This window comes from Microbacterium aquilitoris, assembly GCF_031932285.1.
GTDB lineage: Bacteria > Actinomycetota > Actinomycetes > Actinomycetales > Microbacteriaceae > Microbacterium > Microbacterium aquilitoris.
This window is the reverse complement of sequence record NZ_JAUZVT010000001.1, coordinates 1,232,764-1,258,056: the sequence shown is the minus strand read 5'-3', so window position 1 is coordinate 1,258,056 and position 25,293 is coordinate 1,232,764. Positions and strand designations below refer to the sequence as shown.

Sequence of the window (25,293 nt, the reverse complement as noted above, 5' to 3'; positions counted from 1 at the left end):
TCACTCCCCCGCCAGGTCAACGACGACGTTCGTCGCTTTGACCGAGGCCCGGGCGAGGGTGCCGACCTCGAGCTCCAGCTCGCGCACCGCCTCGGCGGACAGGAGGGAGACGACACGGTGCGAACCGGACTGGATGTCGACCTGGGCCATGACGCCGTCGACCTGCACGCGCGTCACGATCCCGACGAAGCTGTTGCGGGCGCTGGAGCGGTGCTCGTAGCCGTCGCCCGGGTCATTCGCCATGGAGACGGCGAAGGCGGCGAGCGCCTCGCCGGGAATCTCGGCGGGCACGGCGTCGGTCACCGGGAGCAGCCCCTGGTCGATCCACCGCCGCACCGAATCGTCGCTCACGCCGAGAAGGTGAGCGGCTCGCGCCACACGGTAGGTCGTCATGCGTCAATCATGCCGCCTACGCGGTCTAGGAGGCCCAGACCGAGCCGTATCTGCGGTTTCCTAACCTGCAGCGAATCCGATCCCGCGGCATCCGGACTCCCGTAAACTCGGGACATGCGCCCCCTGGTCGATCCCGTGTCCGAGTTGGATCCCGACGAGCGCAGGCGGACCGCTCGCCACACCGTTCTCAAGGGCATCGGCGACGAGGGGCAGCGGCGTCTCGCGAACACGCGCGTCGCCGTCGTCGGCGCCGGCGGCATCGGGTCGCCGGCGATCCTCGCCCTGGCCGCCGCGGGCATCGGTTCCATCACCGTGATCGACGACGACACCGTCGAGCTCCACAACCTGCAGCGCCAGATCGCGCACCGCATCGAGGACATCGGCGTCCACAAGACCGAGAGCACCGTGCGCGCCGTCGCGGCACTGTCGCCCGTCACCGTCGTCACTCCGGTCACCGCTCGCCTCGATGACGACAACGCGCAGGAGTTCTTCGCGGGTGCCGACATCGTGATCGACACGAGCGACTCGTTCGCTACGCGTCGCGCCGTCGCGGCCGCCACCGAGGCGATGGGGCTCCCCCTCGTATGGGGAGCCGTCCGCGAGTGGCACGCGCAGATCACGGTCTTCTGGTCGCGGCCCGCCGAGGGCGACCCGGTCGTTCTCAACGATCTCTTCGCCGTCGGCACCGAGGGCGACCCGCCCACCTGCGCGCAGGTCGGCGTGCTCGGTGCCCTGTGCGTGCAGGTCGGCGGCATCCTCGCCACCGAAGTGGTGAAGCTCGCGATCGGCGTCGGCACGCCGCTGCTCGGTCGCATGCTCGTCCTCGACGCGCTCTCGAGCCGTCAGCACGAGATCCCGCTGCGGTCGGCCGCAACGGCTGCGGCGGCGAGCGCATGAGCGGGCTCCGCAGCGTCGAGGAACAGCTCGCGCGCGTCCTGGCCGCGGTCCGAACGCTTCCCACCGAGGTCGTCCCCGTCGGGACATCTGCCGGCCGCACGCTTGCGGCACCGGCCGTCGCTGCGCACGACATCCCCCTCTTCGACAACTCCGCCATGGACGGCTTCGCCGTGCGCGCCGCGGACGTGGCGCCGGCCGGGCCGGGGCATCCCGTCTCGCTGCGGGTCGTCGCGGACCTTCCTGCCGGGGTGTCAGACGACCCGGCGCTCTCGGAGGGCGAGGCGGCCCGGATCATGACGGGATCGCCCACGCCCACCGACGCGGACGCGATCGTGCCGTTCGAGAACACCGCCGGCGGGCTCGCCGACTCGCTCGACATCGTCGAGGTGCTCGAGGCTCCCGCCGCGGGCGCGTTCATCCGTCGCCGCGGCGCGGACCTGCACGCCGGTGACGTCGTCATCACCGCCGGCGAGCGCATGGGACCGTTCCAGGTCGCTGCCGCCGTCGCCGCCGGCATCGACGAGGTGGCGGTCGTCCGCGCGCCTCGCGTCGCGATCGTCTCGACCGGCAGCGAGCTGACCGGCCCGGGCGAGCCCGTGCGCCGCGGACTCATCCCCGACTCGAACGGACCGCTCCTCGAGCATCTCGTCCCCGCGTCCGATGCCGAGGTTGTGATGGTCGCCCGCGTCCCGGACGACGGCGACAGGGTCGCAGGGGCCACCGCCGCTGCGCGCGCCGCAGGGGCGGACGTCATCATCTTCACCGGCGGTGTCAGCGCCGGAGCCTACGAGCCCGTGCGCGCCGCCTTCGACGGCTACGGCGAGGTCGAGTTCGCCAAGGTCTCGATGCAGCCCGGCAAGCCGCAGGCCTTCGGCACGGTGGGTGACGGATGCCTCGTCTTCGGCCTTCCCGGCAACCCGGTCAGCGTCGCCGTGTCGTTCGAAGTGTTCGTGCGCCCCGCTCTTCTCGCCCTTCAGGGCCGGTCGGTCATCCACCGCGCCCACGTGACCATGACCGCGGCGGAGGCGTGGACCACTCCGCCCGGACGCCGGCAGTACCTGCCGGCCGTGGTCGATGTCGCGGGAGGGACCGTGCGCCCTGCGACGGCGGGCGGCTCGGGCTCGCATCTGGCCGGCGGGCTCGCACAGGCATCCGCGTTCGCGATCGTGCCGGGCGAGGTGGCGAGCGTGGCCGTCGGCGACGTCGTAGATGTCATGCTGGTCTGATGAGCTTCCCCCACCTCGACTCGGCCGGCCGGGCGCACATGGTCGACGTCACGGCGAAGGCCCCGACGGTCCGCACGGCCACCGCACGGGGCTTCGTCCGGTGCAGCGCCGAGGTCGTCGCCGCACTCCGCGACGGCACCGCCCCGAAGGGTGACGTGCTGGCTGTCGCGCGCATCGCCGGCATCCAGGCGGCGAAGTCGACGGCGACGCTCCTGCCGCTCGCCCACGTGATCGGTGTGCACCGGGCATCCGTCGAGCTCGACATCACCGACGACGGCGTCGAGATCGGGGCGACCGTGGGAACCGCGGACCGCACCGGCGTCGAGATGGAGGCGATCACCGCGGTGTCTGTCACCGCGCTCGCCGTCGTCGACATGATCAAGGGTCTCGACCGGGCGGTGGTGATCGAGAACGTCCGCATCGTCGCGAAGTCGGGCGGGCGCTCGGGCGACTGGGTGCGTCCCGGAGAAGAGGACCGCTCATGACGCTCGTCCGCTACTTCGCAGCCGCTGCCGAGGCTGCCGGGACCGAGAGCGAGGAGCGCCCCGAGGCGACCCTCGCCGAGCTCCGTACGGCGATCCTCGACGAGCACCCCCAGCTGTGGTTCGTACTGCCAGACTGCGCGGTGCTCGTCGACGGTGTGCGCACCGACGGCGACGCCCCGCTCGCGGATGCGCGCATCATCGACGTGCTGCCGCCCTTCGCCGGCGGCTGATCAGAGGCTGAGCCTCAGCCGCCGATGCCCTTCCACGCCGTCGTGCCGTCGACTTCGAGCTGACGCTTCCACACCGGCAGGTCGGTCTTGATGGTCTCGATGACGGCGCGGCAGACCTCAAACGCCTCGGCCCGGTGCTCCGACGCGACGGCGATGACGACCGCGGCGTCGCCGACGGCGAGATTGCCGACACGGTGGCTGACGGCCACGACGGCGCTCGACGCATCGCCCGCTTCGGCGGCGATCCGGTGCAGGGTCGACTCGGCGTCGGGGTGCGCGCTGTACTCGAGGCCGACGACGGTGGTCGCGGCATCCGGATCGTTGTCGCGCACCCGACCGACGAAGGTGGTCACGGCACCGTATTTCGGGTCCTCCACCGCGCGCAGGTGCGCGTCGAGGTCGAGGGCGGTCTCTTCGAGCCGGGCGATCCGAACAGTGTTCACGAGTGGTCTCCGCCTCTCACCTGGTCGACCACGTGTGTGGCGACCGACACGATCACAGGGATGCCGGAGCTCACCGCACGCGGCGACCCCGGCAGATTGACGATCAGGGCTCCCTCGGGGTCGGCGACACCTGCGACGCCGCGGGAGATCACCGACAGTGGGGTGTCGGCGAGGCCGACGCGGCGAAGCTCCTCGGCGATGCCCGCCAGCGGCCGGGTCACGACGCGCTCGGTACCCTCGGGCGTCTGATCGCGCGGGCCGACACCGGTGCCACCTGTCGTGACGACGAGACCGGCGCCGGTGGCGAGGGCACGGCGCAGCACCGATTCGACGGAATCCGCGCCGTCGGGGACGACCTCGAGTCCGATGACCTCGATGCCCGCGTCTTCGAGCAGCTGCACCGCGAGCGGCCCGCCGCGGTCCTCGCGCTCGCCCGAGGCGGAGCGGTCGGAGACCGTGATCACGACGGCGCGGAGGGATGTCACGTGCTCACCCTAGGCCGTGCGTCACGAAACGGTGACGAGGGAACGCTGCCAGCCCGACGAGCCGTTCGGGGCGATCGCGGCGCGCTCCTCGACCTGCATGTCGCCGTTCTTGTTGATCGCGCGGACCGCCACGTAGTGGGTGCCGGGCGTGGCATCCCATTCGAGGACCCACTGCACCCAGGTGTCCTTATTGATGGGGTTGGACAGCTTCGCCGGCATCCACTCGCCGTTGTCGATGCTGACCTCGACGCGCTCGATGCCCACGGTCTGCGCCCACGCCACTCCCGCGATGGGGACGGTGCCCGCCTTGACGGGTGAGCCGCTCTTGGGGGTGTCGACGCGCGACGAGAACTTAATCGGCGCCTCGGCGCTGTAGCCACGCGGCGTCCAGTAGGCCTGGTCGTCGGCGAACGTCGTGATCTTCAGCTCGGTGACCCACTTGGTCGCCGAGACGTACCCGTAGAGACCCGGGATGACCATGCGGACGGGGAAGCCGTGCTCGGGAGGGAGGGGCTCGCCGTTCATCGCGACAGCGAGGATCGCATCGATGTTCTCGTCGGTGCCCGCCGAGAGGGGCGTGCTCGCGGTGTAACCGTCGATGCTGGTCGAGAGGATCATGTCGGCGCCCGCCTTCGGCCCCGCCATCTTGAGGACGTCGCGCAGCGGCACGCCCTGCCAGATCGCATTGCCGACGAGGTTGCCGCCGACCTCGTTCGAGACGCAGGTGAGCGTGATGGCGTACTCGTCGAGGCCCATGTCGAGCAGGTCCTGGAACGTCAGTTCGACGCGCTTGTCGACCATGCCGTCGATGACCAGGCGCCAGGTCGACGGGTCGATGTTCGGAACGGTGAGCGCGGTGTCGACCCGGTAGAAGTCGGCATTGGGAGTGATGAGCGGGCTGATGCCCTTGACGTCGAGCTCCGCGCCCGAGGGGATCGTGACTTTCGACTTCGGGGCGGGCAGCTTGAGTGCACGGCGGATCGCGTCGGCGGATGCGGTTGCCGCGCTGACCGTGCGCGCTGCGACCCCCACGACGAGAGCGGAGACGCCCGCGATGCCCGTCATCAGCAGGAAGCGTCGACGGTCGAGGCCGTCCTCGCGCGCGTCGGCGCCTGAGAGGTGCGCGTCGCGCCAGGCCCGCAGCCGGCGACCGAGGAAGAAGAGAATCGCCGCGCCGGCCAGTGTGCCGAGGAGCGGCGGCAGGAACGCGAGCGCCGTTGCTTCGGCGCGCGTGAGGATGGCCGCACCCGACAGGATGCCGGCGAGCACCAGCGCGATGACGCCCAGGGGCGGCCGGATGTACTCGAGGACGCCGGCGATCGCCGACGCGATGACGACAGCGAGACCGAGACCGGCGAGGAGCGCGATCTTGTCGTACTCGCCGAACGTGCTGATGGCGAATTCCTTCAGCGGACGCGGGACGATGTCGATGACGAACGACCCGACCGCGAGGATCGGACTCGAAGTGCTCGAGAACAGCAGCGCAGCCAGCTCGGCGATCGCGAGGAAGACGGCGCCTCCGACCAGGCCCGAGACGGCCGCCCAGAAGTAGAACCGCTTGCCTGTGGTGTGAGTGCTCATGTCATCCCTTCCGAGCTTCTTCGTAGCGAACACCGAATCGGATGCACCGAGGCTGCGGCGATGTCATGCGTGACGGGCTTGCGTGTCCCACTCTGACGCATGGCGGGGGTGGAATCTCCCTCTTGCGGATACGCAGTTCGCACCCATCCCGCTCGGTGATTGCTCCGGATTCGGGCACTCCCTCGCAGGGACGCACTCGTTGAGTGCGGGCTAAGGGCCGATAGCCTGGTCAGGACTCGACGGAGAGTTTCACTGAGGGGGATCCAGCCATCAAATCAACAGAATCACCGAGACGGCTCTGGTCGATCGATGAGTTCGGCCCACATGAGCTTGTTGGATTCGGCTTTGTCGGATACCGGAGCTTTTGGAATTCCGAAGTAGAAGCAATCGGGCCATTCGGGAAGCTTCACCTGGTCGCGGGAGCGAACAACAGTGGCAAATCCAACATTCTTCGCTTCGCGACCCAGATCCTGGCATCCTTCAATCCAGGGTCCCTGACGATTTCCTACCCGACAGGCACGGACCTGCCGATCGGGGGCGGAGTGTCAACGACGTTCCGTCTGGACCTCCTCGTGTCGGTCTCGGCAGATTTCGGACTCTCCGAACTTGCCGAGCGCACTGCATCCGGGGAGCGGCTCTTTTGGGTGAAGCGACTAAATACGCTGCTCGACTCGATGACCCACTCGAGCACAGAGATGAGACGTGTGCTCTGCATCCCGCTCATCGAGCAGGACAGGAATAGAAGCCAGCTAACCGTGGATCCGGAGTTCATCGAACGAATCCGCACCAATTACTACGAAACCCTTCCCGAAGACCGCCAGCTTGCTGTTGTCATGTCGCATGTCTCCGGACAGAGCCATGGAGGCAAAGATGCCGAACAGATCTCGGGGTTTTGCCGGTGGCTTCTTTCATTAACAAATGTGCCTCCTGTGGCCGAGGTCAGCGCGTTCAGACAGATCTCGAGCGGCGACAGCGCGAACTTTAGCGGATCTGGGCTTATCCGACGCCTTGCCGAGCTGGAAAATCCGCCTAGCCATGATGTTTATGAGCAGAACATCGCCCGCTTCGAAGGCATAAATCGGTTTGTGCAAAGTGTCATCGGCGACGACTCCGCTCGGATACGGGTGACCAGCGGTCAGGATGACATCCTGGTTGTCACCACTGACCGAGTCCTTCCGCTGGCAAGTCTCGGCACTGGCATCCACGAGGTGGTGATTCTGGCTCTCGCAGCAACTCTGTTGTCCAAGCATCTGATTTGCATGGAGGAACCTGAGATCCACATGCACCCAGTTATGCAACGACGACTGCTGACGTACCTCGCCGAAACAGACAACCGCTACTTGATCGCGACCCACTCGGCTGCGCTCCTGGACCAGTCCCTGGGGTCGATCTCTCACATCAAAATGAGCAGGAACGGGTCGCGCCTGACGGCGAGTGCCACATCCCAAGACGTATCTCACCTCGTCTCCGACCTGGGCTACCGCGCCTCCGACATAGTCCAGGCGAACTCAGTCCTCTGGGTCGAGGGGCCATCCGACAGGAACTATCTGCGGTTCTGGCTTACAGTTGTCGACCCCGACCTCATAGAGGGGGTCCATTACTCGATCATGTTCTACGGCGGTGCTCTTCTGTCGCATCTCACAGCCGAGGACGCGGGGGTGAAGGATTTCATTGCTTTGCGCAAGCTCAACAGGAACAGCGTGATCCTTATTGACTCCGACCGGACGAGCGAGGAGAAGGAGGTAAACGCGACCAAAAAACGCGTTCGTCGTGAATTCAACGACGACAACTCAGCCGGGTTTGCATGGGTCACCTGGGGATACACCATCGAGAACTACGTCCCGCGCCACCTCATGGAAGCTGCCATCAAGAGCGTGCATCCGCGCACGAAGTACACGTTCAGGGCTGGGCGGTTCGCCAACCCGCTAGCGAGCGCTAGGTTCAGCAACAAGACGTTCTCTCCGGACAAGACCGCCATATCTGCGGCCGTGGTGGAAAACTGGCTTCCGGCTGATCCGCTCCCGGACACCCTCCTCACCGATGTCAGACGCCTCTCCAAAGTGATCCGGGCTGCTAACGGGATCGATCCCAAGGTGTTTGTCGGGAGGCCCCGTAAGTAGCCTGAGGACTGGCGGTTCTCCTCATATTCCTGGGCCGACGAGTCCGGAACGCTTGCCGCCCGAAGTCGTACGACCGTCACCCCGCGAACGGCCACGCGACGGTGAGCCGCAGCGGCTCGTCATCGCGCGGTGAGTTGTGCCAGATCTCCCGCGGCGGGCCGATGGGGGTGCGACCGGCATCCGTGATCCAGGCGTGCACCTCGTCGTACAGCGCGAGGATCTCGGGGAAGTCCGTCTCGTGTCCTTCCGCGTGACGGAGGGCGACCTGGCCGCCGGTCATCCGGTAGCTGCGCACCTCGTCGACGCCGTCGATCAGGCCGTCGACGGGCACGACGATCTCGAGCGGACCGTCGGAGTCATCGGTGACCGGCGCGTGGAAGACGCCGAAGGCGTCCCCGGTCACCTGCAGTCCCGCGTGCTCGGCGATCTGCCGCAGGTGGTGGACCCCGTCGTGGATGATCTGGTCCATCTCCTGCGGCGCCATGCGGCGCATGACGCTCAGGACGGGGCGATCGCCCTCGATCGCGGTTTCGACAGCGGACATCGGCGTCTCCTTCGTGAGATGAAGCCGCGCTCGAGCGAGCACGACATGGTGAGCCTGCGTTCGACGATCCATCGCTGTTGTCGCTTCATCGAGCAGGGCGACAGCGGCATCCGGATCCGTGTCGGACAGGTCGACGATCGACGCGATCTGATCCAGTGAGAGGTCGGCCGAGCGCAGGAGCGCGATGAGCCAACCCGTCGGCACCTGATCGGCCGAGTAGTAGCGGTACCCGGTCTCGGCATCCACCCGGCGCGGTACGAGCAGTCCGCGATCCGCGTAGATCCGGAGCGCCTTCGCCGACAGCAGGGTCGACGCGCCGAACCGGCCGGCGGTCATCCACTCATCGTCTTGTGCAGTCACAGGTTCAGCATCGACCCGGCCCCAGGGGCGAGGTCAAGCACCGGCAGGATTCGCACGGGTTCTGGCCGAGCTGCACGACTGTGGTGCGTGCCGTCGGGCATAGCCTCGAACGGTGCCCGACCTCGAGATCCTCCGTTACGCCGCCTTCACCACGCACTCCGATGGCGGCAACCCCGCCGGCGTCGTGCTCGACGCGTCCGCCCTCGACGAGGCGTCGATGCAGGAGATCGCTGCGGACATCGACTTCTCCGAGACGGCGTTCGTGACAGGCACCGACAGCGTCGGCGCCCTGACGATCCGCTACTTCTCCCCCATCGCCGAGGTGCCGTTCTGCGGTCACGCGACCGTCGCCACCGCCGTCGCTCTCGCCGATGCTGGCCGCGTGGGGGCGGGCGCGATCCGGTTCGCGACGCCCGTGGGTGTCGTCGAGATCGGGGTGAGCACGGATGCCGCGGGCACACGCGCCTCGTTCACGAGCGTCGAACCGTCGGTGTCGCCGCTCACCGCAGACGATCTCACGGCGGTCCTCGACGAGATCGGGCTCGAGGCGTCGGACCTCGATGCGGAGCTTCCGCCGCGGATCGCTCACGCCGGCAACCCGCATCCGGTCCTCGTCATCGCCGACCGTGCGGCGTTCGACGGCTTCACGTTCGATGCGACGCGTGTGCGCTCTCTCATGGACGACCGCGCATGGCCCGCGACGATCACGGTCGCCCACCGTCTCGGGCCGGACCGCTTCGCCGCGCGCAACCTCTTCCCCGTCGGACGCATCACCGAGGACCCTGCCACCGGATCGGCCGCGGCGTCGTTCGGCGCCTATTTGCGGTCACTTGCTGCCGTCGCACCGCCCGCGCAGATCGTCATCGAGCAGGGCGCGCACGTCGGCCGGGCCGGCGAGCTGATCGTCGACATCCCGGCATCGGGCGGCATCGTCGTCACCGGCCACGCCGTCCGTATCGACTCTTAGATCGTCTCGCGGCGCATCAGCCCGAGGACCTCGGCCGGATGCTCGATCGCCGCGAAGTGGCCGGCGTCCGGCAGCACCACCTCGTCGAAGTCCTCGATCAGCGCCGCAAGCCCGGCACCGTCATCCGTGCCCACAAACACGTCACGGGAGCCGCGGACCGACCTCACCGAGCAGCGGATGCCGCGCCACGACGACTCGTCGTAGGCTGCGGCGGCACGGGACGCGGCGACGAAAGCCCGCGGTCGGATCTCGTCGGCGAGCGCGTGCACGACGGAGGGGTCGATCCGGCGAGACAGCGCGAAGAGGGGTGCGCTCAGGGGTCGCAGGAGCCCGCCGCGATCGAGCGCGCGGAGCAGCGGAGCGGACGCGTCGCCGAGACCGCGGAGGATGCGCATGGCCAGGAGCATCCCCGCGAAGGCGGGCAGCCCGAGCCCGCCTCGGAGCGGCCGCCGCACGGCGTCGAACACGGCCGGTCCCGACGGCGAGACGAGGAACACGGAGTCGGTCTGATCGGGGAACCTCGCAGCCAGGTCGAGCGCCAGCGCGCCGCCGAGCGAGTGACCGACGACATCCCATCGCTCGTACCCCAGCTGCGTGACGACCTCGCGGATCGCCTCGCTGAACCGCCCGATGTCGATCCCCTCCGACGGGAACGGGCTTTCGCCCCAGCCGGGCAGGTCCAGGGCGACGATGTTGCGCACCGGGTCGTCGCATCGAGCAGCGGCTCGCAGCAGCGGGGTCCAGGTCGTCCACGATCCGGCGGCGCCGTGCAGCAGGACGGTCGCCACGGGGCTGGCGGCGCCCCCCACGCGTGCGACAACCGTGCCGATCGTCGTCGGGATCTCGACCCGACGCAGGCCGAGGGCTGCGGCATCCGTCTCCAGTCGCGTCCGAGCGTGCGCGGATTCGGGTTGCCAGGTGATCGTCACGGAGGGTGTTCGTCGCCGACCGCGCATCGGATCGGGCGGCGCGCCGAGCTCAGGCGGACTGATTCACCGTGGGGCAGAATCACGACGTGAGCACCGATTCCCGCGCCCGGCGCGTCGCCGTGGGTCAGGACGCTGAGATCCTCGTCAGCATGACGCAGCCGGTCGCGGTGATCCGGGCGGCCGGCGAGGATGACCGGGTCGTCTCCTGGCCGGATCTGGACGTCGGCGACGTCGCGGTCGGTGTGACCGTGTACGCCGCTCCGGACGATGCGTGGGTCGTGTACGCGCCCAGCGAGGACGATGAGGGCGATCTGCATCGGCCGGTGACCGCCGTCCACGTCCGCTGGGTCGACGCGGTCACCCAGGCATATGCGGACGGCAGCAGGTACGCCGTCGGGGCGACGCGCCACGGGCTCTGGCTGCGCGAGCGCCACGAGCCGGATCCCCACGACCGAGCAGCGTGGTCGACGGACACGGAGCTCGTCGTCATCGCTGACGGTACGCGCACGACGCACACGACGCACACGACGCACACGACGCACACGATCGATCGACGCGTCCTCATCGTCGAGGACGCTGGCGACGCGCCGCGCATGGTCTTCTCGCCCGACGCGCCCGATGTGCGCGCGGAGCACGGCGGGACCTCCTACCACTACCGGTACGCGACCGCTCTGCTGCCCACCGGTCCGCTCCCGGAACGACTCTTACCGATGAGCGATGCGGTACCGCTGTCCGAAGAGGAGTTCATGGACATCCTCCACTGGAGACAGCCCGACGAGGTCGTCGACACCACACCGGACGTGCCCTGGCAGCGCATCCATCTGCCGATGGAGCGACGGGATGCCGCGATCACGGCGCTCGTCGACGAGTTCGGCGACCTCGCCCAGTATTGGCGGGGACCGGACGGGGAACCTCAACCGCTGATCCCCGGGCTGAGCGAGCCACGCATCGACATCCTGGGCGAATGGCCCGACACCCGTGTCGAGGTGACGTTCCGGCATCCGCTTCTTCCCGGTGGCCTCCTGCGGCGCGCGCTCCGCGTCTTCGACGACGCGGGTCGCATCACCCCTCATCCGTATGCGTCGATCCACCTCATGGAGGATCTCGACACCCACGCCCCGCTGCCGCCGGCGAGCCCGGGCGAGGTCCGCGCCTTCTGACGGGCGTCAGGGCACACCGGAGCGCGGGGCGGGCCTCGGGAATGCTTCTATGCTGACGGATACGACTGACACCGACCGGCGGGGGACCATGAAGGTGCGAACAGACGCGATCGAGGCGTGGGAGCAGCACGTAGCCCTGTTCGCGATCGTGAAGCTGGACTCGAGCGGCTTCGTGCGGGGATGGAACGTCGGGGCCGAGGACCTGAAGGGCTACTCCGCCGACGAGATCATCGGACAGCACTTCTCGCTGTTCTACCGCGCCGTCGACCGCGAGAACCGGCTCCCCGACACGCTGCTCGACAGGGCGCGTTCGGATGGGAGCGTCGAGGATCACGGGTGGCGGGTGCGCAAGGACGGCTCGCAGTTCTGGGCTCACGTGACGATCACCGCGATCCACGACGACACGGGCGTCGGCGGGTTCGTGAAGATCGTGCGCGACATTACAGCGGAGAAGCAGGCCCAGGACGAGCAGGTGTCCCTGCAGCGCACCTTCGCCCACGACCTCATCTCCCCTGTCACTGCCCTCCGCGGGTACCTCGACCTACTCGAGGACGAGATCGGTACGGACAACCGCTACCTGCGGCTCGCCCTCGAGACCAGTGAGCACCTTGCGGCGATGGCGGGCGCTTTGATGGCGGATGCCGTAAGCGGCATGCGCGACGACGAGCGCACGTTCGACGTGTCGCTCGTCGTGCGCGGATCGGCGACCGTCGTCCTCCGCGCCGGCGCGGAGGAGCGCATTCACTTCGACCGACTGGACACGGCGACAGTGCGCGGCGACGTCCTCGCTCTGCGCCGCGCGTTCGCGAACGTCCTCGAGAACGCGGCCCGATACTCCGACGAGGACATCCACGTCGAGGTCGTCCGCGGCGACGACACGGTCTCCGTGACGGTGCGGGATGCGGGCCGCGGCATCCACCCGGATGACATCGACACCATCGCGGCGCCCGGCGAACGCGGACGTCTCGCTGAGCCCGAGGACGGCGGCACCGGGCTCGGGCTCGCCAGCGTCGTGGCCGCCGTCGCCGAGCACCACGGCGCACTCGAGATCGACAGCGCCATAGGCGTCGGGACGACCATCACCATCACGCTTCCGCTGGCAGGCTAGGGCCCGCCAGCCTCAGCCGATGCGGGTGCGAAGGACCTCGGCATCCGTCTCACCGTCGACGAGCACGGCACGCGCGAGGTCGCGGGCATCCTCGACGTTCCACAGCAGCACGCCGACGGGCGTGCCCTTCTCGTCACGGTAGTAGACGACCGTGCGGTCCTCGTCGAGATCGACGACGAGCGGATCCTTCTCGGGGTCGAGCGTGCCGACCGCCTCCCATCGCACACCGAACACGGCCGAGTAGAAGTACGGGGTGTGGGTGTACGGGAGCCGCTCCCCTGCCATCGACCGGCCCACGGCGGCGCCCATCTCGTTCGCGTTGTCGACGTGCTCGACGCGCGTGCGTCCGAGGATCGGGTCGGGGTAGGACGCGATGTCACCGGCCGCCCAGATCGCGTCGTCGCTCGTGACGAGGTGCTCGTCGACGACGACACCCTCGTCCACCTCCAGCCCCGCCTGTTCGGCGAGGTCGGTCACAGGGTCGACGCCGAGTCCGAGCACGACGATGTCGGCGGGGCGCTCCTCGCCGCCCTCGAGGGCGACGTGCAGGCGGTTGCCGGCGGTCCGGACCTCCTCCACGCGGGCACCCGGAATCAACTCGACGCCGGCGTCACGGAAGAGCTGCTCGTAGCGCGTCGCGAGCTCGGGCGGGAACGTACCGTCGCCGAGGACGTCGGACGGGAACACGACCTCGGTCTCGACACCGTTCTGCACGAGCGCCGCGGCGATCTCGGCGCCGATGTAGCCGCCGCCGATGACGACCGCGCGACCGCCGTCGGCAGCGAGGTCCCGGAGGCGTCGATAGTCGTCCGCCGAGCGGAAGAACAGGATGCGGTCGTCCTCGGGCACGGGGATCTCGCGCGGCCGGGAGCCGGTCGCGAGCAGCAGCCGGCGGTAGCCGAGGTCGTTGCCCTCGCCGATCGAAACCGTCTTCGCCTCGCGGTCGATACCCGTCACTAAGGTCTCGAGCCGGATCTCCGCGCCCGTCTCCTCGGTACCCAGCGGAACCTGATCCCACGTGAAGTCCGGGTCGGTCCACAGCTTCTTCGAGAGCGCCGGACGCGTGTACGGCGGGTCGACGTCTGCGCTGAGGATGCCGATCGTGCCGTCGGGATCCAATTCCCGGATGCCGCGGGCCGCCGCATCCGCCACCATTCCGCCACCGACGATCAGATAGTCGTACGTCCGCATCACACGCTCCGTTCGCATCGTTTCGGCCACGCTATGTCGGGGTGCCGCGACGTGGCTCGGGGTTGCGGGATGCGGCCGAGGCGGTTAGGTCGTGAGGATGAGGGGATGCACACCGACGTGATCTTGATCGGCGGGCGCTCCGGGGTGGGGAAATCGTCCGTCGCGGCTGAGGCCTCTCACCTGCTCGGGCTCGCTGACGTTCGGCACGCCGTGATCGAGGGCGACAACCTGGACCAGGCGCATCCGCCGCCGTGGCGCAGCGGCATCCCGCTCGCGGAGCGGAACCTCGCCGCGATGTGGGCCAACTATCGCGAGGCCGGGTACTCGCGACTCATCTTCACGAATACGGTCAGCGTGCTGCAGGTCGCAGGACTCGCGGCGGCTCTGGGCGGCGAGGTGCGGTCGACCGCGGTGCTGCTGACGTCGACGGATGCCGTCGCCGCGGAGCGCCTTGCGAAGCGGGAGATCGGGACGGCGCTCGAGGAGCACGTGACCCGAAGTGTCGCGGCCGCACGACGGTTGGACGAGGGGGCTCCGGATGCCGTACGGATAGCGACGAATGGGCGAGGACTTGCCGACATCGCGCGCGATGTGCTGACGCAGGCGGAGTGGATCTAGGACCTTCCGCCGGATGAGCAGTTTCTCATTTTCGGATCTGGTCTCGGGGTGGTGATTCGGCAGTTCTCGGGGTTCCAATGTCGGAGGTTGGTGCGAGAGTGCAGGTATGACGGATGCGATGGAAACCCCCGGTGATGAGGCGTATCTCGCCGCCGTTGCGGGCATCGTTGCGGGCGTCGAGAGTGCGGGGCGTGTCATCGCTGCCGCGCAGATCGCGGAACTCCGCGTGCTCGCGGCAGCCGGACGGCTCGCCGATCAGCAGGGCGCACCCCGAAACGCGAGAGTCCAGGTGCACGACATGGTCCTGCGTTCCATCGCGGCGGAGGTCGGCGGGGTGATGCGGATGACCGACCGCACCGTGCAACGACGCATCGGGGAAGCCCGGCTCATCATCGAAGGGTTCCCCGCCGCCGTCGCCGCGTGGGAGGCCGGGCGGATCGTGCGCGGTCATGTGCTGGCGATCGTGGACGCGGGGACGAACCTGCCCGCAGAACTGTGGGATGAGTTCGAGACGGTCGCGATCGAACGCTGCGACGGTCAGACACCGAACCGAGTACGGGGCGAATTGGAGATCCTCGCCCACCGGATGCACCCACGCTCGTTCGCGGAACGACACGAAGAGGCTGCCGCGGGGCGGTGTGTGCGACTCGTTCCCGGTCGGGATGGGATGAGCGACCTGGTCGCGACTCTGCCGACGGTGATTGCGGAGGGGATCCACGACCGGCTGACACAGCAGGCGCGGGCGATCGTCGACACCCGCCAGGAACGCGCCCCGGGTTCAGCGATCATCACGACCGACGCGCGCTCGACGGATCAGGTCCGAGCGGACGTGTTCGCCGACCTGCTCCTGGCAGGGACACCGTCACTCGACGACACTCGCGACACGAGTGCCGGACCGCTCGGCGCGATCCGCGCACGCGTGCAGGTGTTGGTCCCCGCAGCGACGCTTTCGGGTGCGGACGACGGGCCGTGCAACCTCGCCGGCCGGTCGCCCATCGACCCCGCGACCGTCCGCACGCTCGCCGGGTTGACGCAAGTGTGGGAGCGCCTGTTCCACGACCCGGCCACCGGGGTGACGGTATCGACAGACTCCTACCGTGTCCCGTCGGGGATGCGCAGGTTCCTGCAAGCCCGGGATCAGCACTGCAGGTTCCCCGGATGCCGCGTCGCGGCCATCCGCTGCGAAGTCGACCACACCCACGACCACGCCCTCGGCGGACGAACCGAACTCTCCAACCTCGCCCACCTGTGCCAACGGCATCACTCGATGAAGCAATTCACCGCCTGGAAAGTCCGACAACTGAAGGGTGGTGTCCTCGAATGGACCTCACCCCTCGGCAGGATCTACCGCGAAGACGCACCCACCCCGGCCGTCGCCTTCACCCCTGCCGCAGCCTCACCCGGAGACCCCGCACCCTTCTGAACCGCTCCGCCGCGCCCGGATCGCATGCGCGGACAGGTGACCAGGTCGCGCGCTCACGCGCTCTCCTCTGCGCGCCAGCCCTTCTCCTTTTCGATGTACTCGTTGTCGGCGAAGTCCGCGAAGTCGGTCTCGTCGGTCACCCGCCGCACCTCGAGCTTGCTGCCCGGCGTCAGCGGTGCACGCTTCGCCCACTCGAGCGCCTCTTCGGCGGTCGCCGTCTGCACGATCCAGAACCCGTTGAAGAGCTCGTGGACCTCGCCGTAGGGTCCGTCGCTGACCACCGGCGTCTCGCCGTCGAAGTCCACGACGTACCCGGGCTCGGGCGCGAGACCGTCGCCGCCTACCAGCACACCGGCGGTGATCATCGACTCGTTGTACGCGCCCATGGCGTTGATGACCGCCTCGACATCGGTCCCGGCGAAGGCCTCAGCCGAGGCCGGGGTGCTCCGCATGATCAGCATGTGCTTCACGGTCATCTCCTGAGTTCCGGGGGACGTTTCCCGTCCCTCTCACTATCGCGCCGAACGGGCGCGACGGGAATCGACATCGATGCAGAAGAACTCAGGCGGGCTCCGCCAGGACCGACGGACGCGGCTCGATGACCGCCGCCACGATCGCCTCGATCGCGAACTCCGACGCCCTCCCGAGGTCGACGGCCGTCGGATCGAGCAGCCACTGCACCTGCAGCCCGTCCATCACGGCGAGGATCGCCGCCGAGCCGTGCGCGATCGACCCGGGGGCGGTGATCCCGCGCTCCTGACAGACGCGCTCGAACGCCTCGCGCAGGTCCTTCCGGAGCACGGTGTACCGGTGCTCGAAGTACGCCCGACCGGGGTGGTCGTCGGTGACCGACTCCGCCGACAGAACGGCGTAGGCCTGCACGATCCCGGCCCGCTGCATGTTCATGATCGCGGTGCGCACCAGATGGCGGAACAGCTCCATCCCGCCCGGGATGCGCCCGCCATCAAGATCGACGACGTCTGTCTGATCACGATGCTCGAGGACGTCCAGCAGCAGCTGATCCTTCGACCCGAAGTGATGGAGGATGCCGGCATGCGTCATCCCGACCTGCTCGGCGATGTCCTGCAGGGTGCCGTTCGCGAAGCCCTTCGATCCGAAGATCTCCTGCGCCGCGTCGAGGATCTCTCGGCGTCGGACGAGAGTCGCCGGGCGCGACTTCGTCTGGTGTCGACTGTCGACCATGATCTGCCTTCTTCCCCGGATGCGGATCAGATCTTACGCAGGTCGCGCGGCCCGCATCATCGGAGGGTTGTGAACTTACTTACTTGATTGTAAGTTTTCCATGCAATCACACTCAGCGCCGAGTGGCACTCCTTCGGAGGTCTTTTCGCGGCGCCGGGACCACAGATGAAGGAGAAGCAATGAGGCTGAAGACCTCCCTCGCCGCCGCCGGTCTCACCGCGGCACTCATCCTCACCGGCTGCGCCGCCGGCGGAGGAAACAACGACTCCGGGAGCCAGGGCTCCGGGGCCGCCCTCACGATCGCGAAGCCCGACGGCGCGATCACCACCGAATCCCACAACCCGTACCTGGGCGACTCGGCCGGCTCGCGCTACGGCTACTCGAAGGTGATCTTCGAGCCCCTCGCGCTCGTCAACCCGACGGGCGACCTTGGCACCACCCCGTGGCTCGCCGAGAAGGTGGAATGGAACGACGACTACACGCAGCTCACCGTCACGCCTCGCAGCGGCGTGAAGTGGAGCGACGGTGAGGACTTCACCGCCGACGACGTCGTCTTCACCTTCAACCAGTACCTCACCGGCAAGCTGACCGACACCGGCGCCCTCGGCGTCACCGACGTCACCGCCGACGGCGACACAGTCGTCCTGACCTTCTCGAGCTCGAAGTTCACCTCGCAGGGCCGCGTCCTGCACACTCCGATCGTCCCGGAGCACATCTGGAAGGACATCGAGGACCCGAACACCGACCCCCTCACCGACGAGGGCAAGCTCGTCGGCACCGGCCCGTACGTCATGTCGAACTGGTCGACCGAGTCCGTCTCCCTCAAGGCGAACCCCGACTACTGGGGTGGCGACCTCGCCGTCCCGCAGCTGAACTACGTCTCGTACGGCGACAACGCCGCCCTCACGACGGCCCTCGCGACAGGCGATGCGGACTGGGCCCAGGCCTTCATCCCGCAGGTTCAGCAGAGCTACCTCGACGCCGATCCCGACAACGTGTTCCTGGTCTCGCCCACCCCGGGCGCGGGCACGCTGTTCATGAACCTGCAGAAGAAGCCCTTCAACGACCCCGCACTGCGCGAAGCGCTCGCGTGGACGATCGACCGCGAGGCCTACGTCGACATCGCCCGCGAAGGCGCGAGCGAGGCGATCTGGAACAAGACCGGCCTCAGCTCCGTGCTCGAGAACGAGATCATCGACGAGTACAAGGACGACAACTACTCCGTGGACGTCGACAAGGCCAAGGAGATCCTCACCGACGCCGGTTACACCTGGAACAGCGGAAAGCTGACCGACCCCGACGGTGAGGCCGTCGAGTTCTCGGTGTCGGTCCCCGCCGGCTGGAGCGACTGGAACACCGAGCAGCAGCTCATCTCCGAAGAGCTCGACAAGGCGCTCGGCATCAAGGTGAACGTCGACCAGCCCGACTTCGGCGGCTGGGACGCCGGCAAGCAGGAAGGCAACTTCGACGCGATCATCCACTGGCTCGAGGACACCGGCAACGCGTACGGCCTGTACACGTCGACGATGGACCCGAAGTGGGTGGTCGACGGCAAGGCGTCCTTCAACTTCGGCCGTTTCGACGACCCGAAGGTCACCGAGGCGCTGAACACGTACGCCAATGCGGCATCCGACGACGAGCGGACCGAGGCCGGCGCCGTCCTGCAGAAGGCGTTCGTCGAGAACGTCCCCGCCATCCCGCTGGGTGCACACCCGCTGCTCGGCGAGTTCAACACGCGCAACTACGTCGGCTGGCCGTCGGAGGACGACCAGTACGCCGCGGGTGACCCGACGCAGCCCGGTGTCGTTCAGATCCTGACGAAGCTGAAGCCGAAAGAGTAATCCGACCGACGGTGGGACGGATGCCGCATGGCCCGCGGCATCCGTCCCCCCCACCCCTGCTCACCTCCACGAAAGCGAGCACGCACTGATGCGCGATTCGTTACTGTCCGTCGACGACTTCTCCGTCGTCTACGACGTCGACCCGCCGGTCGAAGCCGTCACCCACGTCAGCCTCGAACTGCGCCGCGGCGAGATCCTCGGCCTCGCCGGCGAGAGCGGCTGCGGAAAGACCACCCTCGCCTACGGTGTGCAGCGCCTGCTTAAGGCGCCCGCCGTCATCTCCAGCGGATCCGTCACCTTCCGCGACGTCTCCGGCGAAGACATCGACGTCAACTCACTCGATCCGGAAGAGATGCGCCGCTTCCGCTGGGACAAGATCTCCATGGTCTTCCAGGGCGCGATGAACGCCCTCAACCCCGTCGCCACGATCGGCTCGCAGCTCGCCGACGTCTTCGAGGTGCACCGCCCCGACATGAACCGGGCCGCACGACGGGACGCGGTCAACGAACTGCTCGAGATCGTCAAGGTTGGCGCCGCCCGCAGCCGTTCGTACCCGCACGAACTCTCCGGCGGCATGCGCCAGCGCGTCATGATCGCCATGGCACTCGCCCTCCGACCGCAGCTGATGATCATGGACGAGCCCACCACCGCGCTCGACGTCCTCGTCCAGCGCGAGATCCTCAAGCAGATCTCGCAGTTGCGACACGAGTTCGGCTTCTCCGTCATCTTCATCACCCACGACCTGCCGCTGCTTCTGGAGATCAGCGACCGCATCGCCATCATGCGCAAGGGCGAGATCGTCGAGATCGACACCGCCGAGCGCATCTGGACCGCCCCGCAGCACGAGTACACGCGCACGCTGTTGTCCTCGTTCCCGCGGCTGACCGGTGAAAGGGGGGTCGTCGTCCGATGACCACACTCGAGTTCGACAGCGTCACGAAGGTGTACCACGTCCGTGGAGCCGGCCAGATGAAGGCCCTCGACGACGTCTCGTTCACCCTCTCGTCCGGCCAGACGATCGGCCTCGTCGGCCAGTCCGGCAGCGGCAAGTCCACGATCGCCAAGATCCTCACCCAGCTCGAGACGCCCACGAGCGGCGAGATCCGCCTCGACGGGAAGCCCATCCCCCGCCGCGGCAAGGGTCTGCGCGACTACCGGCAGCAGCTGCGGATGGTGTTCCAGGACCCGTTCGCGTCCCTGAACCCTTACCACTCGATCCGCCACCACATCGAGCGACCCCTGCGCCTGGACGACGTCGTCCCGAAGAGGGAGGTCGAAGACGAGGTGCGCCGCCTCCTCGACCGTGTACGCCTCGAGCCCGACTCCGTCATCGATCGACGTCCTCACGAGCTCTCGGGCGGGCAGCGGCAACGCGTCGCGATCGCCCGGGCCCTGGCATCCCGCCCTCGCCTGCTCGTGGCCGACGAACCGGTGTCGATGCTCGACGTGTCGATCCGCATGGGCGTCCTCAACCTCCTCGCCGACCTGCAGCGCGAGGAGGGACTCGGGGTGCTCTACATCACCCACGACCTCGCGACCGCGCGCCACTTCAGCGACGAGATCCTCGTGCTCAACCAGGGCAAGGTCGTCGAGAGCGGCACCGCCGACGACGTGATCCTGCGTCCCCAGAACCCGTACACGCAGGAGCTCCGCGCTGCGTCCCCCGACCCCGAGAGCCACTTCGCGTCGGCTCCGGGACTCTCCGGAGGTACCCGATGACCGCCGTCGAACCCCAGCTCCCCGTCGAGACGCCCGACGCGCTCGAGGTCGGCACGACCGCGACCACGACCGTCAAGGGACGCTCCCGCATCCCGTGGCGCTTCCTCGGCAGTCGCGCCCTGTTCTACCTCTTCACGTTGTGGGCCGCGATCACGATCAACTTCTTCCTGCCCCGCCTCATGAAGGGCGACGCGGTCGACCAGTACCTGGCCCGCAACCGCAACGTGACGCCCGAGGCGGCCGACGCGCTCCGCGCCCTGCTCGGCATCGACACCGACAAGTCGATGTGGCAGCAGTACATCGACTACTGGGGCCTCATGCTCCGCGGCGACCTCGGCGTCTCGCTCCTGCACGGTCTCCGTCCCGTCGGCGAGGTCATCAGCCAGGCCCTGCCGTGGACGGTGGGACTCGTCGGCTTCGCCACGATCATCTCGTTCCTCGTCGGCACGATCGGCGGCGCCGTCATCGGGTGGCGCCGCGGCAGCCGCTCCGAGATCATGATCCCGATCACGACCTTCCTCAGCACCATCCCGTACTTCTGGCTGGGGCTGCTCGCCATCGCCCTCTTCTCGGTCAACCTCAAGTGGTTCCCGATCGGCAAGGCGTACGGCGTCGGCTACTCACCCGAGTTCACTCCGGAGTTCATCGGGCAGGTGATCCATCACGGGACGCTCCCCGCGGTGACGATCATCATCGCCTCCCTGGGTGGCTGGATGCTCGGCATGCGCAACATGATGCTCACGGTCCTCGACGAGGACTACATCACGGTCGCGCAGGCCAAGGGCATGCCGAACTCCCGCGTGCTGTGGCGCTACGCCGCCCGCAACGCGGTCCTCCCCCAGATCCAGAGCTTCGCACTGTCGATCGGCTTCATCGTCGGCGGAACGATCGTCATGGAGATGGTCTTCAGTTACCCCGGCGTCGGAAAGCTGCTGCTGGATGCCACCAACGGCAAGGACTACGCACTCATGCAGGGCGTCTTCCTGGTCATCACGCTGTCGGTGCTGGTGGCGAACATCCTCGCCGACATCGCCTACGCGTTCCTCGACCCGCGCACCCGCCAGACGGAGGCCTGACCATGACCACCACCGCCACCATCCGCATGGCCCGCACCGAGGACCCGACGCCGAACACGTTCTGGGCCCGCCTCGGATCGGCGTTCGCGATGTTCCGCAACGGCAAGTCCATCACGGGACTCGTGATCCTCGGCTTCTTCGTCCTCGTCGCGATCTTCGCGGACGTGCTCGCACCGTTCTCGCCGACGCAGGTCGACAACACCGCGCGCTTCCAGCCGCCCTCCCCCGAGCACTGGCTCGGGACCACCCACATCGGCGAGGACGTCCTCAGCCAGGTCATCCACGGCACCCGCGGAGTGATCGTCGTCGGCTTCCTCGCCGCCATCCTCGCGACGGTCATCGCGATCGTCGTGGGCGTCGTCTCGGGGTACGTCCGGGGGTGGAAGAGCGAGGGCCTCTCGGCGCTGACGAACGTCTTCCTCGTCATCCCGGGGCTGCCGCTCATCATCATCGTCGCGTCGATGTTCGAGGAGCCGCCGCTCGTCCTCATCGCCGCCGTCCTCGGCATCACCGGCTGGGCCTGGGGCGCGCGCGTCCTGCGCGCGCAGACGATGTCGCTCCGCAACCGCGACTTCGTCCAGGCCGCGCGCGCCAACGGCGAGCCGCTGCGGCGCATCATCACCGTCGAGATGCTGCCGAACCTCATGGCGCTCATCGCCGCGAGCTTCGTCGGCACGGTGACGGCCGCGATCCTCGGCCTCACGACCCTGTCGTACATCGGCGTCATCCCGGTGAACACGTACAACTGGGGCACCATCCTCAACTGGGCGAGCGCACAGGGCGCGTTCCGCCAGAACCAGTGGTGGTGGTACTTGCCCCCGGGCCTCTGCATCGCCGCCATCGGCGTGGCGCTGTCGCTCATCAACTTCGGCATCGACGAGTACGTGAACCCGCGCCTGCGCTCGGCCGGCGAACGGGCCCGCGCGATGAAGAAGAAGGGCCTGAACGTCAACGACGCCGTCACCGCCGTCCGCGCCGTCGAGGTCCCCACCAGCCGCCGGGAGGCCCGCGAATGACGACCGTCGACACTGCTTCCGCCGCGTACCTGGATGCCTCCCTGCCGGTCGACGAGCGCGTCGCCGACCTGCTCGGGCGCATGACGCTGCCCGAGAAGGTCGGGCAGATGATGCAGTTCGACGCCCGCGAGGAGCTCGAGCACATCGTGCTCGCGCGTCACGCCGGGTCGATCCTGCACACGTCCCCCGAGAAGGTGCTCCGCGCCGCGGAGCTGACCTCGCAGACGCGCCTGCAAATCCCGCTGCTCGTCGCCGAGGACTGCATCCACGGCCACTCGTTCTGGGAGGGCGCGACGATCTTCCCGACGCAGCTCGGGATGGCCGCGTCGTGGGATGCGGACCTCATCGAGGGCGTCGCGAAGGCGACGGCCGCCGAAGTGGCGGCCACCGGCATCCACTGGACGTTCTCCCCCGTCCTCTGCATCGCCCGCGACCTCCGTTGGGGGCGCGTCGGCGAGACGTTCGGTGAGGACCCGTTCCTCATCGGCGAGCTCGCCTCGGCGATGGTGCGCGGCTACCAGGGCGACGGCCTCGACGACCCCGATGCGATCCTCGCGACCGCGAAGCACTTCGCCGGATACTCCGAGACGCAGGGTGGCCGCGATGCGAGCGAGGCCGACATCTCGCGGCGAAAGCTCCGCTCCTGGTTCCTGCCGCCGTTCGAGCGCGTCGCGCGGGAGGGATGCCGCACCTTCATGCTCGGCTACCAGACGACCGACGGTGTGCCGATCACCGTGAACGACTGGCTGCTCAGCGACGTGCTGCGAGGCGAATGGGGCTACACCGGCACCCTCATCACCGACTGGGACAACGTCGGCCGCATGGTGTGGGAGCAGAAGGTGCAGCCCGACTACGCCAGCGCCGCGGCCGCCGCCGTGAAGGCCGGCAACGACATGGTCATGACGACGCCCGGGTTCTACGCCGGCGCTCTCGAGGCCGTCGAGCGCGGGATGCTGGCCGAGGCCGACATCGACCAGGCGGTCTCGCGCATCCTGTCGCTCAAGTTCCGCTTCGGGCTGTTCGAGAACCCCCGCCTGCCCGACCGGGAACGCATCGCCACGGTCATCGCGCAGGGCGCCCACGCCGACCTCAACCTCGAGGTCGCGCGGCGCTCCCTGGTCCTGCTCCGCAACGACGGCACTCTCCCGCTGGCACCCACCACACGCCGGATCGCCGTCGTCGGCCCGCTCGCCGACGACGCGCAGACGCAGCTCGGCGACTGGGCGGGCTCATCCGGGCAGGTCGATTGGATGCCGGACGGCCACCCGCGCGCGCAGATCACGACGGTCCTCGACGGGCTCCGCGAGCTCAGCGGCGGCACCGTCGAGCACGCCCGGGGCGCCGGCATCCTGGACCTCACCGACGATCCCGCGGGTGTCTTCCCCGACGGGCAGCCCCGGCCGCCGATCGTCGCACCGCAGGAGCCCGATGCCTCCGAGATCGCCGAGGCCGTTGCGCTCGCGGAACGCTCCGATGTCGTCGTCGCGGTCGTCGGCGACCGCATCGAGCTCGTCGGCGAGGGCCGGTCCACCGCGACGCTCGACCTCATCGGCGGGCAACGCGCCCTGCTCGACGCCCTGGCCGCGACGGGCACGCCGCTCGTCGTCGTGCTGATGGCGTCGAAGCCGCTGATCCTGCCGGAGTCGGTGCGCGCGGCATCCGTCGTCTGGGTCGCGAACCCGGGTATGCAGGGCGGACGAGCCATCGCTGAGCTGCTGCTGGGCGAGATCGAACCCGCCGGTCGCCTGCCGATCTCGTTCGCACGGCACGCCGGTCAGCAGCCGACGTACTACAACCAGATCCGCGGCCAGCACGGCGACCGCTACGCCGACCTCACGCAGCAGCCGGCGTTCGCGTTCGGCGACGGCCTGACGTACACGACCGTCGAGTACGGCGACGCGGAGGTCCTGACGCCCGTCGTCTCGGCCGGTGACACGGTCCGCGCACGGATCACGCTCCGGAACACCGGCGAGCGCCCCGCGCACGAGATCGTCCAGGTGTACGTCCGCGACACGGTGACCTCGGTGAGCTGGGCCGACAAGGAACTGAAGACCTACCGGCACGTCGACCTCGCCGCGGGTGCGAGCGCCACGGTCGAGATCGACCTGCCGGCGTCGGATTGCACGATCGTGGATGCGGCCGGCCGCCGCATCGTGGAACCCGGGGAGTTCGAACTCCTCATCGGGCCGTCGTCCCGCGACGAGGTGCTGCGGGCGGTCTCGTTCGAGATCCGCTGACGCGACGGAACAGCGAGGGGCGGGTGTCGTGGTGTCACCCG

At 68.4% G+C, this 25,293-nt stretch carries 25 protein-coding genes; 16 read left to right on the top strand and 9 right to left on the bottom strand.

The genetic code is table 11. The features are described from left to right. Positions 1-393 carry a TOBE domain-containing protein gene (locus Q9S78_RS06070; RefSeq protein ID WP_311869464.1) on the bottom strand — a complete coding sequence of 131 codons (393 nt, stop codon included), beginning with the start codon at positions 391-393 and terminating at the stop codon, positions 1-3. A 114-nt stretch (positions 394-507) separates the two neighbouring features. On the opposite strand from Q9S78_RS06070, the gene Q9S78_RS06065 reads away from it, so the two are divergent. From Q9S78_RS06065 to Q9S78_RS06050, 4 genes are read left to right on the top strand one after another with little or no spacing between them, the layout of a single operon-like run. Next, the gene (locus Q9S78_RS06065; protein WP_311869460.1) at positions 508-1,290 is read left to right on the top strand and encodes a HesA/MoeB/ThiF family protein; all 783 of its coding nucleotides are present in this window, start codon (positions 508-510) and stop codon (positions 1,288-1,290) included. Next, positions 1,287-2,516, top strand: coding sequence for a molybdopterin molybdotransferase MoeA (locus tag Q9S78_RS06060; RefSeq protein WP_311869457.1), 1,230 nt, complete (start codon positions 1,287-1,289; stop codon positions 2,514-2,516). Before Q9S78_RS06065 ends, Q9S78_RS06060 begins: the two co-directional genes overlap by 4 nt. Next, on the top strand, positions 2,516-3,001 hold the full coding sequence (moaC, locus tag Q9S78_RS06055) for a cyclic pyranopterin monophosphate synthase MoaC (RefSeq protein ID WP_311869455.1): 486 nt from the start codon (positions 2,516-2,518) through the stop codon (positions 2,999-3,001). The genes Q9S78_RS06060 and moaC overlap by 1 nt, the downstream gene beginning before the upstream one ends. Further along, a complete protein-coding gene (locus Q9S78_RS06050) occupies positions 2,998-3,231 on the top strand; it encodes a MoaD/ThiS family protein (protein ID WP_311869453.1) in 234 nt (77 codons plus the stop codon). Before moaC ends, Q9S78_RS06050 begins: the two co-directional genes overlap by 4 nt. A gap of 14 nt (positions 3,232-3,245) precedes the next feature. Here Q9S78_RS06050 and Q9S78_RS06045 read toward each other — a convergent pair whose 3' ends face one another. From Q9S78_RS06045 to Q9S78_RS06035, 3 genes are read right to left on the bottom strand one after another with little or no spacing between them, the layout of a single operon-like run. Then, positions 3,246-3,674 (bottom strand): molybdenum cofactor biosynthesis protein MoaE, encoded by a 429-nt coding sequence (locus tag Q9S78_RS06045; protein ID WP_116228340.1) that lies wholly within the window; start codon positions 3,672-3,674, stop codon positions 3,246-3,248. Continuing rightward, positions 3,671-4,159 carry a molybdenum cofactor synthesis domain-containing protein gene (locus Q9S78_RS06040; RefSeq protein ID WP_116228339.1) on the bottom strand — a complete coding sequence of 163 codons (489 nt, stop codon included), beginning with the start codon at positions 4,157-4,159 and terminating at the stop codon, positions 3,671-3,673. The genes Q9S78_RS06045 and Q9S78_RS06040 overlap by 4 nt, the downstream gene beginning before the upstream one ends. A 21-nt stretch (positions 4,160-4,180) precedes the next feature. Beyond that, entirely contained in the window at positions 4,181-5,740 is a 1,560-nt protein-coding gene (locus Q9S78_RS06035; protein ID WP_311869448.1) for a molybdopterin-dependent oxidoreductase, read from the bottom strand. A 542-nt stretch (positions 5,741-6,282) separates the two neighbouring features. Between Q9S78_RS06035 and Q9S78_RS06030 the strand changes: the two genes are divergently transcribed. Next, entirely contained in the window at positions 6,283-7,860 is a 1,578-nt protein-coding gene (locus tag Q9S78_RS06030) for an ATP-dependent nuclease (protein ID WP_311869446.1), read from the top strand. A gap of 76 nt (positions 7,861-7,936) precedes the next feature. Here the strand turns inward: Q9S78_RS06030 and Q9S78_RS06025 are convergent, their stop codons facing one another. Continuing rightward, the gene (locus tag Q9S78_RS06025) at positions 7,937-8,740 is read right to left on the bottom strand and encodes a MerR family transcriptional regulator (RefSeq protein WP_311869444.1); all 804 of its coding nucleotides are present in this window, start codon (positions 8,738-8,740) and stop codon (positions 7,937-7,939) included. A gap of 136 nt (positions 8,741-8,876) precedes the next feature. On the opposite strand from Q9S78_RS06025, the gene Q9S78_RS06020 reads away from it, so the two are divergent. Beyond that, the gene (locus tag Q9S78_RS06020; protein ID WP_311859352.1) at positions 8,877-9,731 is read left to right on the top strand and encodes a PhzF family protein; all 855 of its coding nucleotides are present in this window, start codon (positions 8,877-8,879) and stop codon (positions 9,729-9,731) included. On the opposite strand, the gene Q9S78_RS06015 is transcribed toward Q9S78_RS06020, so the two are convergent. Then, entirely contained in the window at positions 9,728-10,660 is a 933-nt protein-coding gene (locus tag Q9S78_RS06015; protein WP_311859350.1) for an alpha/beta fold hydrolase, read from the bottom strand. The two genes, Q9S78_RS06020 and Q9S78_RS06015, sit on opposite strands and share 4 nt — an antisense overlap. Positions 10,661-10,746: 86 nt before the next feature. Between Q9S78_RS06015 and Q9S78_RS06010 the strand changes: the two genes are divergently transcribed. Continuing rightward, a complete protein-coding gene (locus tag Q9S78_RS06010) occupies positions 10,747-11,820 on the top strand; it encodes a hypothetical protein (protein ID WP_311869441.1) in 1,074 nt (357 codons plus the stop codon). Positions 11,821-11,908: 88 nt separating this feature from the next. Continuing rightward, a complete protein-coding gene (locus Q9S78_RS06005; RefSeq protein ID WP_311859347.1) occupies positions 11,909-12,928 on the top strand; it encodes an ATP-binding protein in 1,020 nt (339 codons plus the stop codon). A gap of 12 nt (positions 12,929-12,940) precedes the next feature. Here the strand turns inward: Q9S78_RS06005 and Q9S78_RS06000 are convergent, their stop codons facing one another. Further along, positions 12,941-14,119, bottom strand: a complete 1,179-nt coding sequence (locus Q9S78_RS06000) for an NAD(P)/FAD-dependent oxidoreductase (protein ID WP_311859346.1) — start codon at positions 14,117-14,119, stop codon at positions 12,941-12,943. A gap of 105 nt (positions 14,120-14,224) precedes the next feature. Here Q9S78_RS06000 and Q9S78_RS05995 point away from each other — a divergent pair, with 105 nt between their 5' ends. After that, entirely contained in the window at positions 14,225-14,737 is a 513-nt protein-coding gene (locus Q9S78_RS05995; protein ID WP_311869439.1) for a nucleoside/nucleotide kinase family protein, read from the top strand. 106 nt (positions 14,738-14,843) lie between these two features. After that, the gene (locus tag Q9S78_RS05990; protein ID WP_311869437.1) at positions 14,844-16,160 is read left to right on the top strand and encodes an HNH endonuclease signature motif containing protein; all 1,317 of its coding nucleotides are present in this window, start codon (positions 14,844-14,846) and stop codon (positions 16,158-16,160) included. 53 nt (positions 16,161-16,213) lie between these two features. On the opposite strand, the gene Q9S78_RS05985 is transcribed toward Q9S78_RS05990, so the two are convergent. Next, the gene (locus tag Q9S78_RS05985; RefSeq protein WP_311859341.1) at positions 16,214-16,630 is read right to left on the bottom strand and encodes a YciI family protein; all 417 of its coding nucleotides are present in this window, start codon (positions 16,628-16,630) and stop codon (positions 16,214-16,216) included. 91 nt (positions 16,631-16,721) lie between these two features. Then, positions 16,722-17,363 (bottom strand): TetR/AcrR family transcriptional regulator, encoded by a 642-nt coding sequence (locus Q9S78_RS05980; RefSeq protein ID WP_311859339.1) that lies wholly within the window; start codon positions 17,361-17,363, stop codon positions 16,722-16,724. A 179-nt stretch (positions 17,364-17,542) separates the two neighbouring features. Between Q9S78_RS05980 and Q9S78_RS05975 the strand changes: the two genes are divergently transcribed. From Q9S78_RS05975 to Q9S78_RS05950, 6 genes are all read left to right on the top strand, one after another. After that, complete coding sequence (locus tag Q9S78_RS05975) at positions 17,543-19,204, top strand: ABC transporter substrate-binding protein (protein WP_311859337.1); 1,662 nt, start codon at positions 17,543-17,545, stop codon at positions 19,202-19,204. 88 nt (positions 19,205-19,292) lie between these two features. Further along, entirely contained in the window at positions 19,293-20,117 is an 825-nt protein-coding gene (locus Q9S78_RS05970; protein ID WP_018187080.1) for an ABC transporter ATP-binding protein, read from the top strand. Then, positions 20,114-20,923 carry an ABC transporter ATP-binding protein gene (locus tag Q9S78_RS05965; RefSeq protein ID WP_018187079.1) on the top strand — a complete coding sequence of 270 codons (810 nt, stop codon included), beginning with the start codon at positions 20,114-20,116 and terminating at the stop codon, positions 20,921-20,923. Before Q9S78_RS05970 ends, Q9S78_RS05965 begins: the two co-directional genes overlap by 4 nt. After that, positions 20,920-21,999, top strand: coding sequence for an ABC transporter permease (locus Q9S78_RS05960; RefSeq protein ID WP_311859335.1), 1,080 nt, complete (start codon positions 20,920-20,922; stop codon positions 21,997-21,999). Before Q9S78_RS05965 ends, Q9S78_RS05960 begins: the two co-directional genes overlap by 4 nt. A 2-nt stretch (positions 22,000-22,001) precedes the next feature. Next, entirely contained in the window at positions 22,002-23,015 is a 1,014-nt protein-coding gene (locus Q9S78_RS05955) for an ABC transporter permease (RefSeq protein WP_311859333.1), read from the top strand. Beyond that, positions 23,012-25,252 carry an exo-beta-d-1,3/1,6-glucosidase gene (locus tag Q9S78_RS05950; RefSeq protein ID WP_311859332.1) on the top strand — a complete coding sequence of 747 codons (2,241 nt, stop codon included), beginning with the start codon at positions 23,012-23,014 and terminating at the stop codon, positions 25,250-25,252. Before Q9S78_RS05955 ends, Q9S78_RS05950 begins: the two co-directional genes overlap by 4 nt. Positions 25,253-25,293 lie beyond the last annotated feature (41 nt).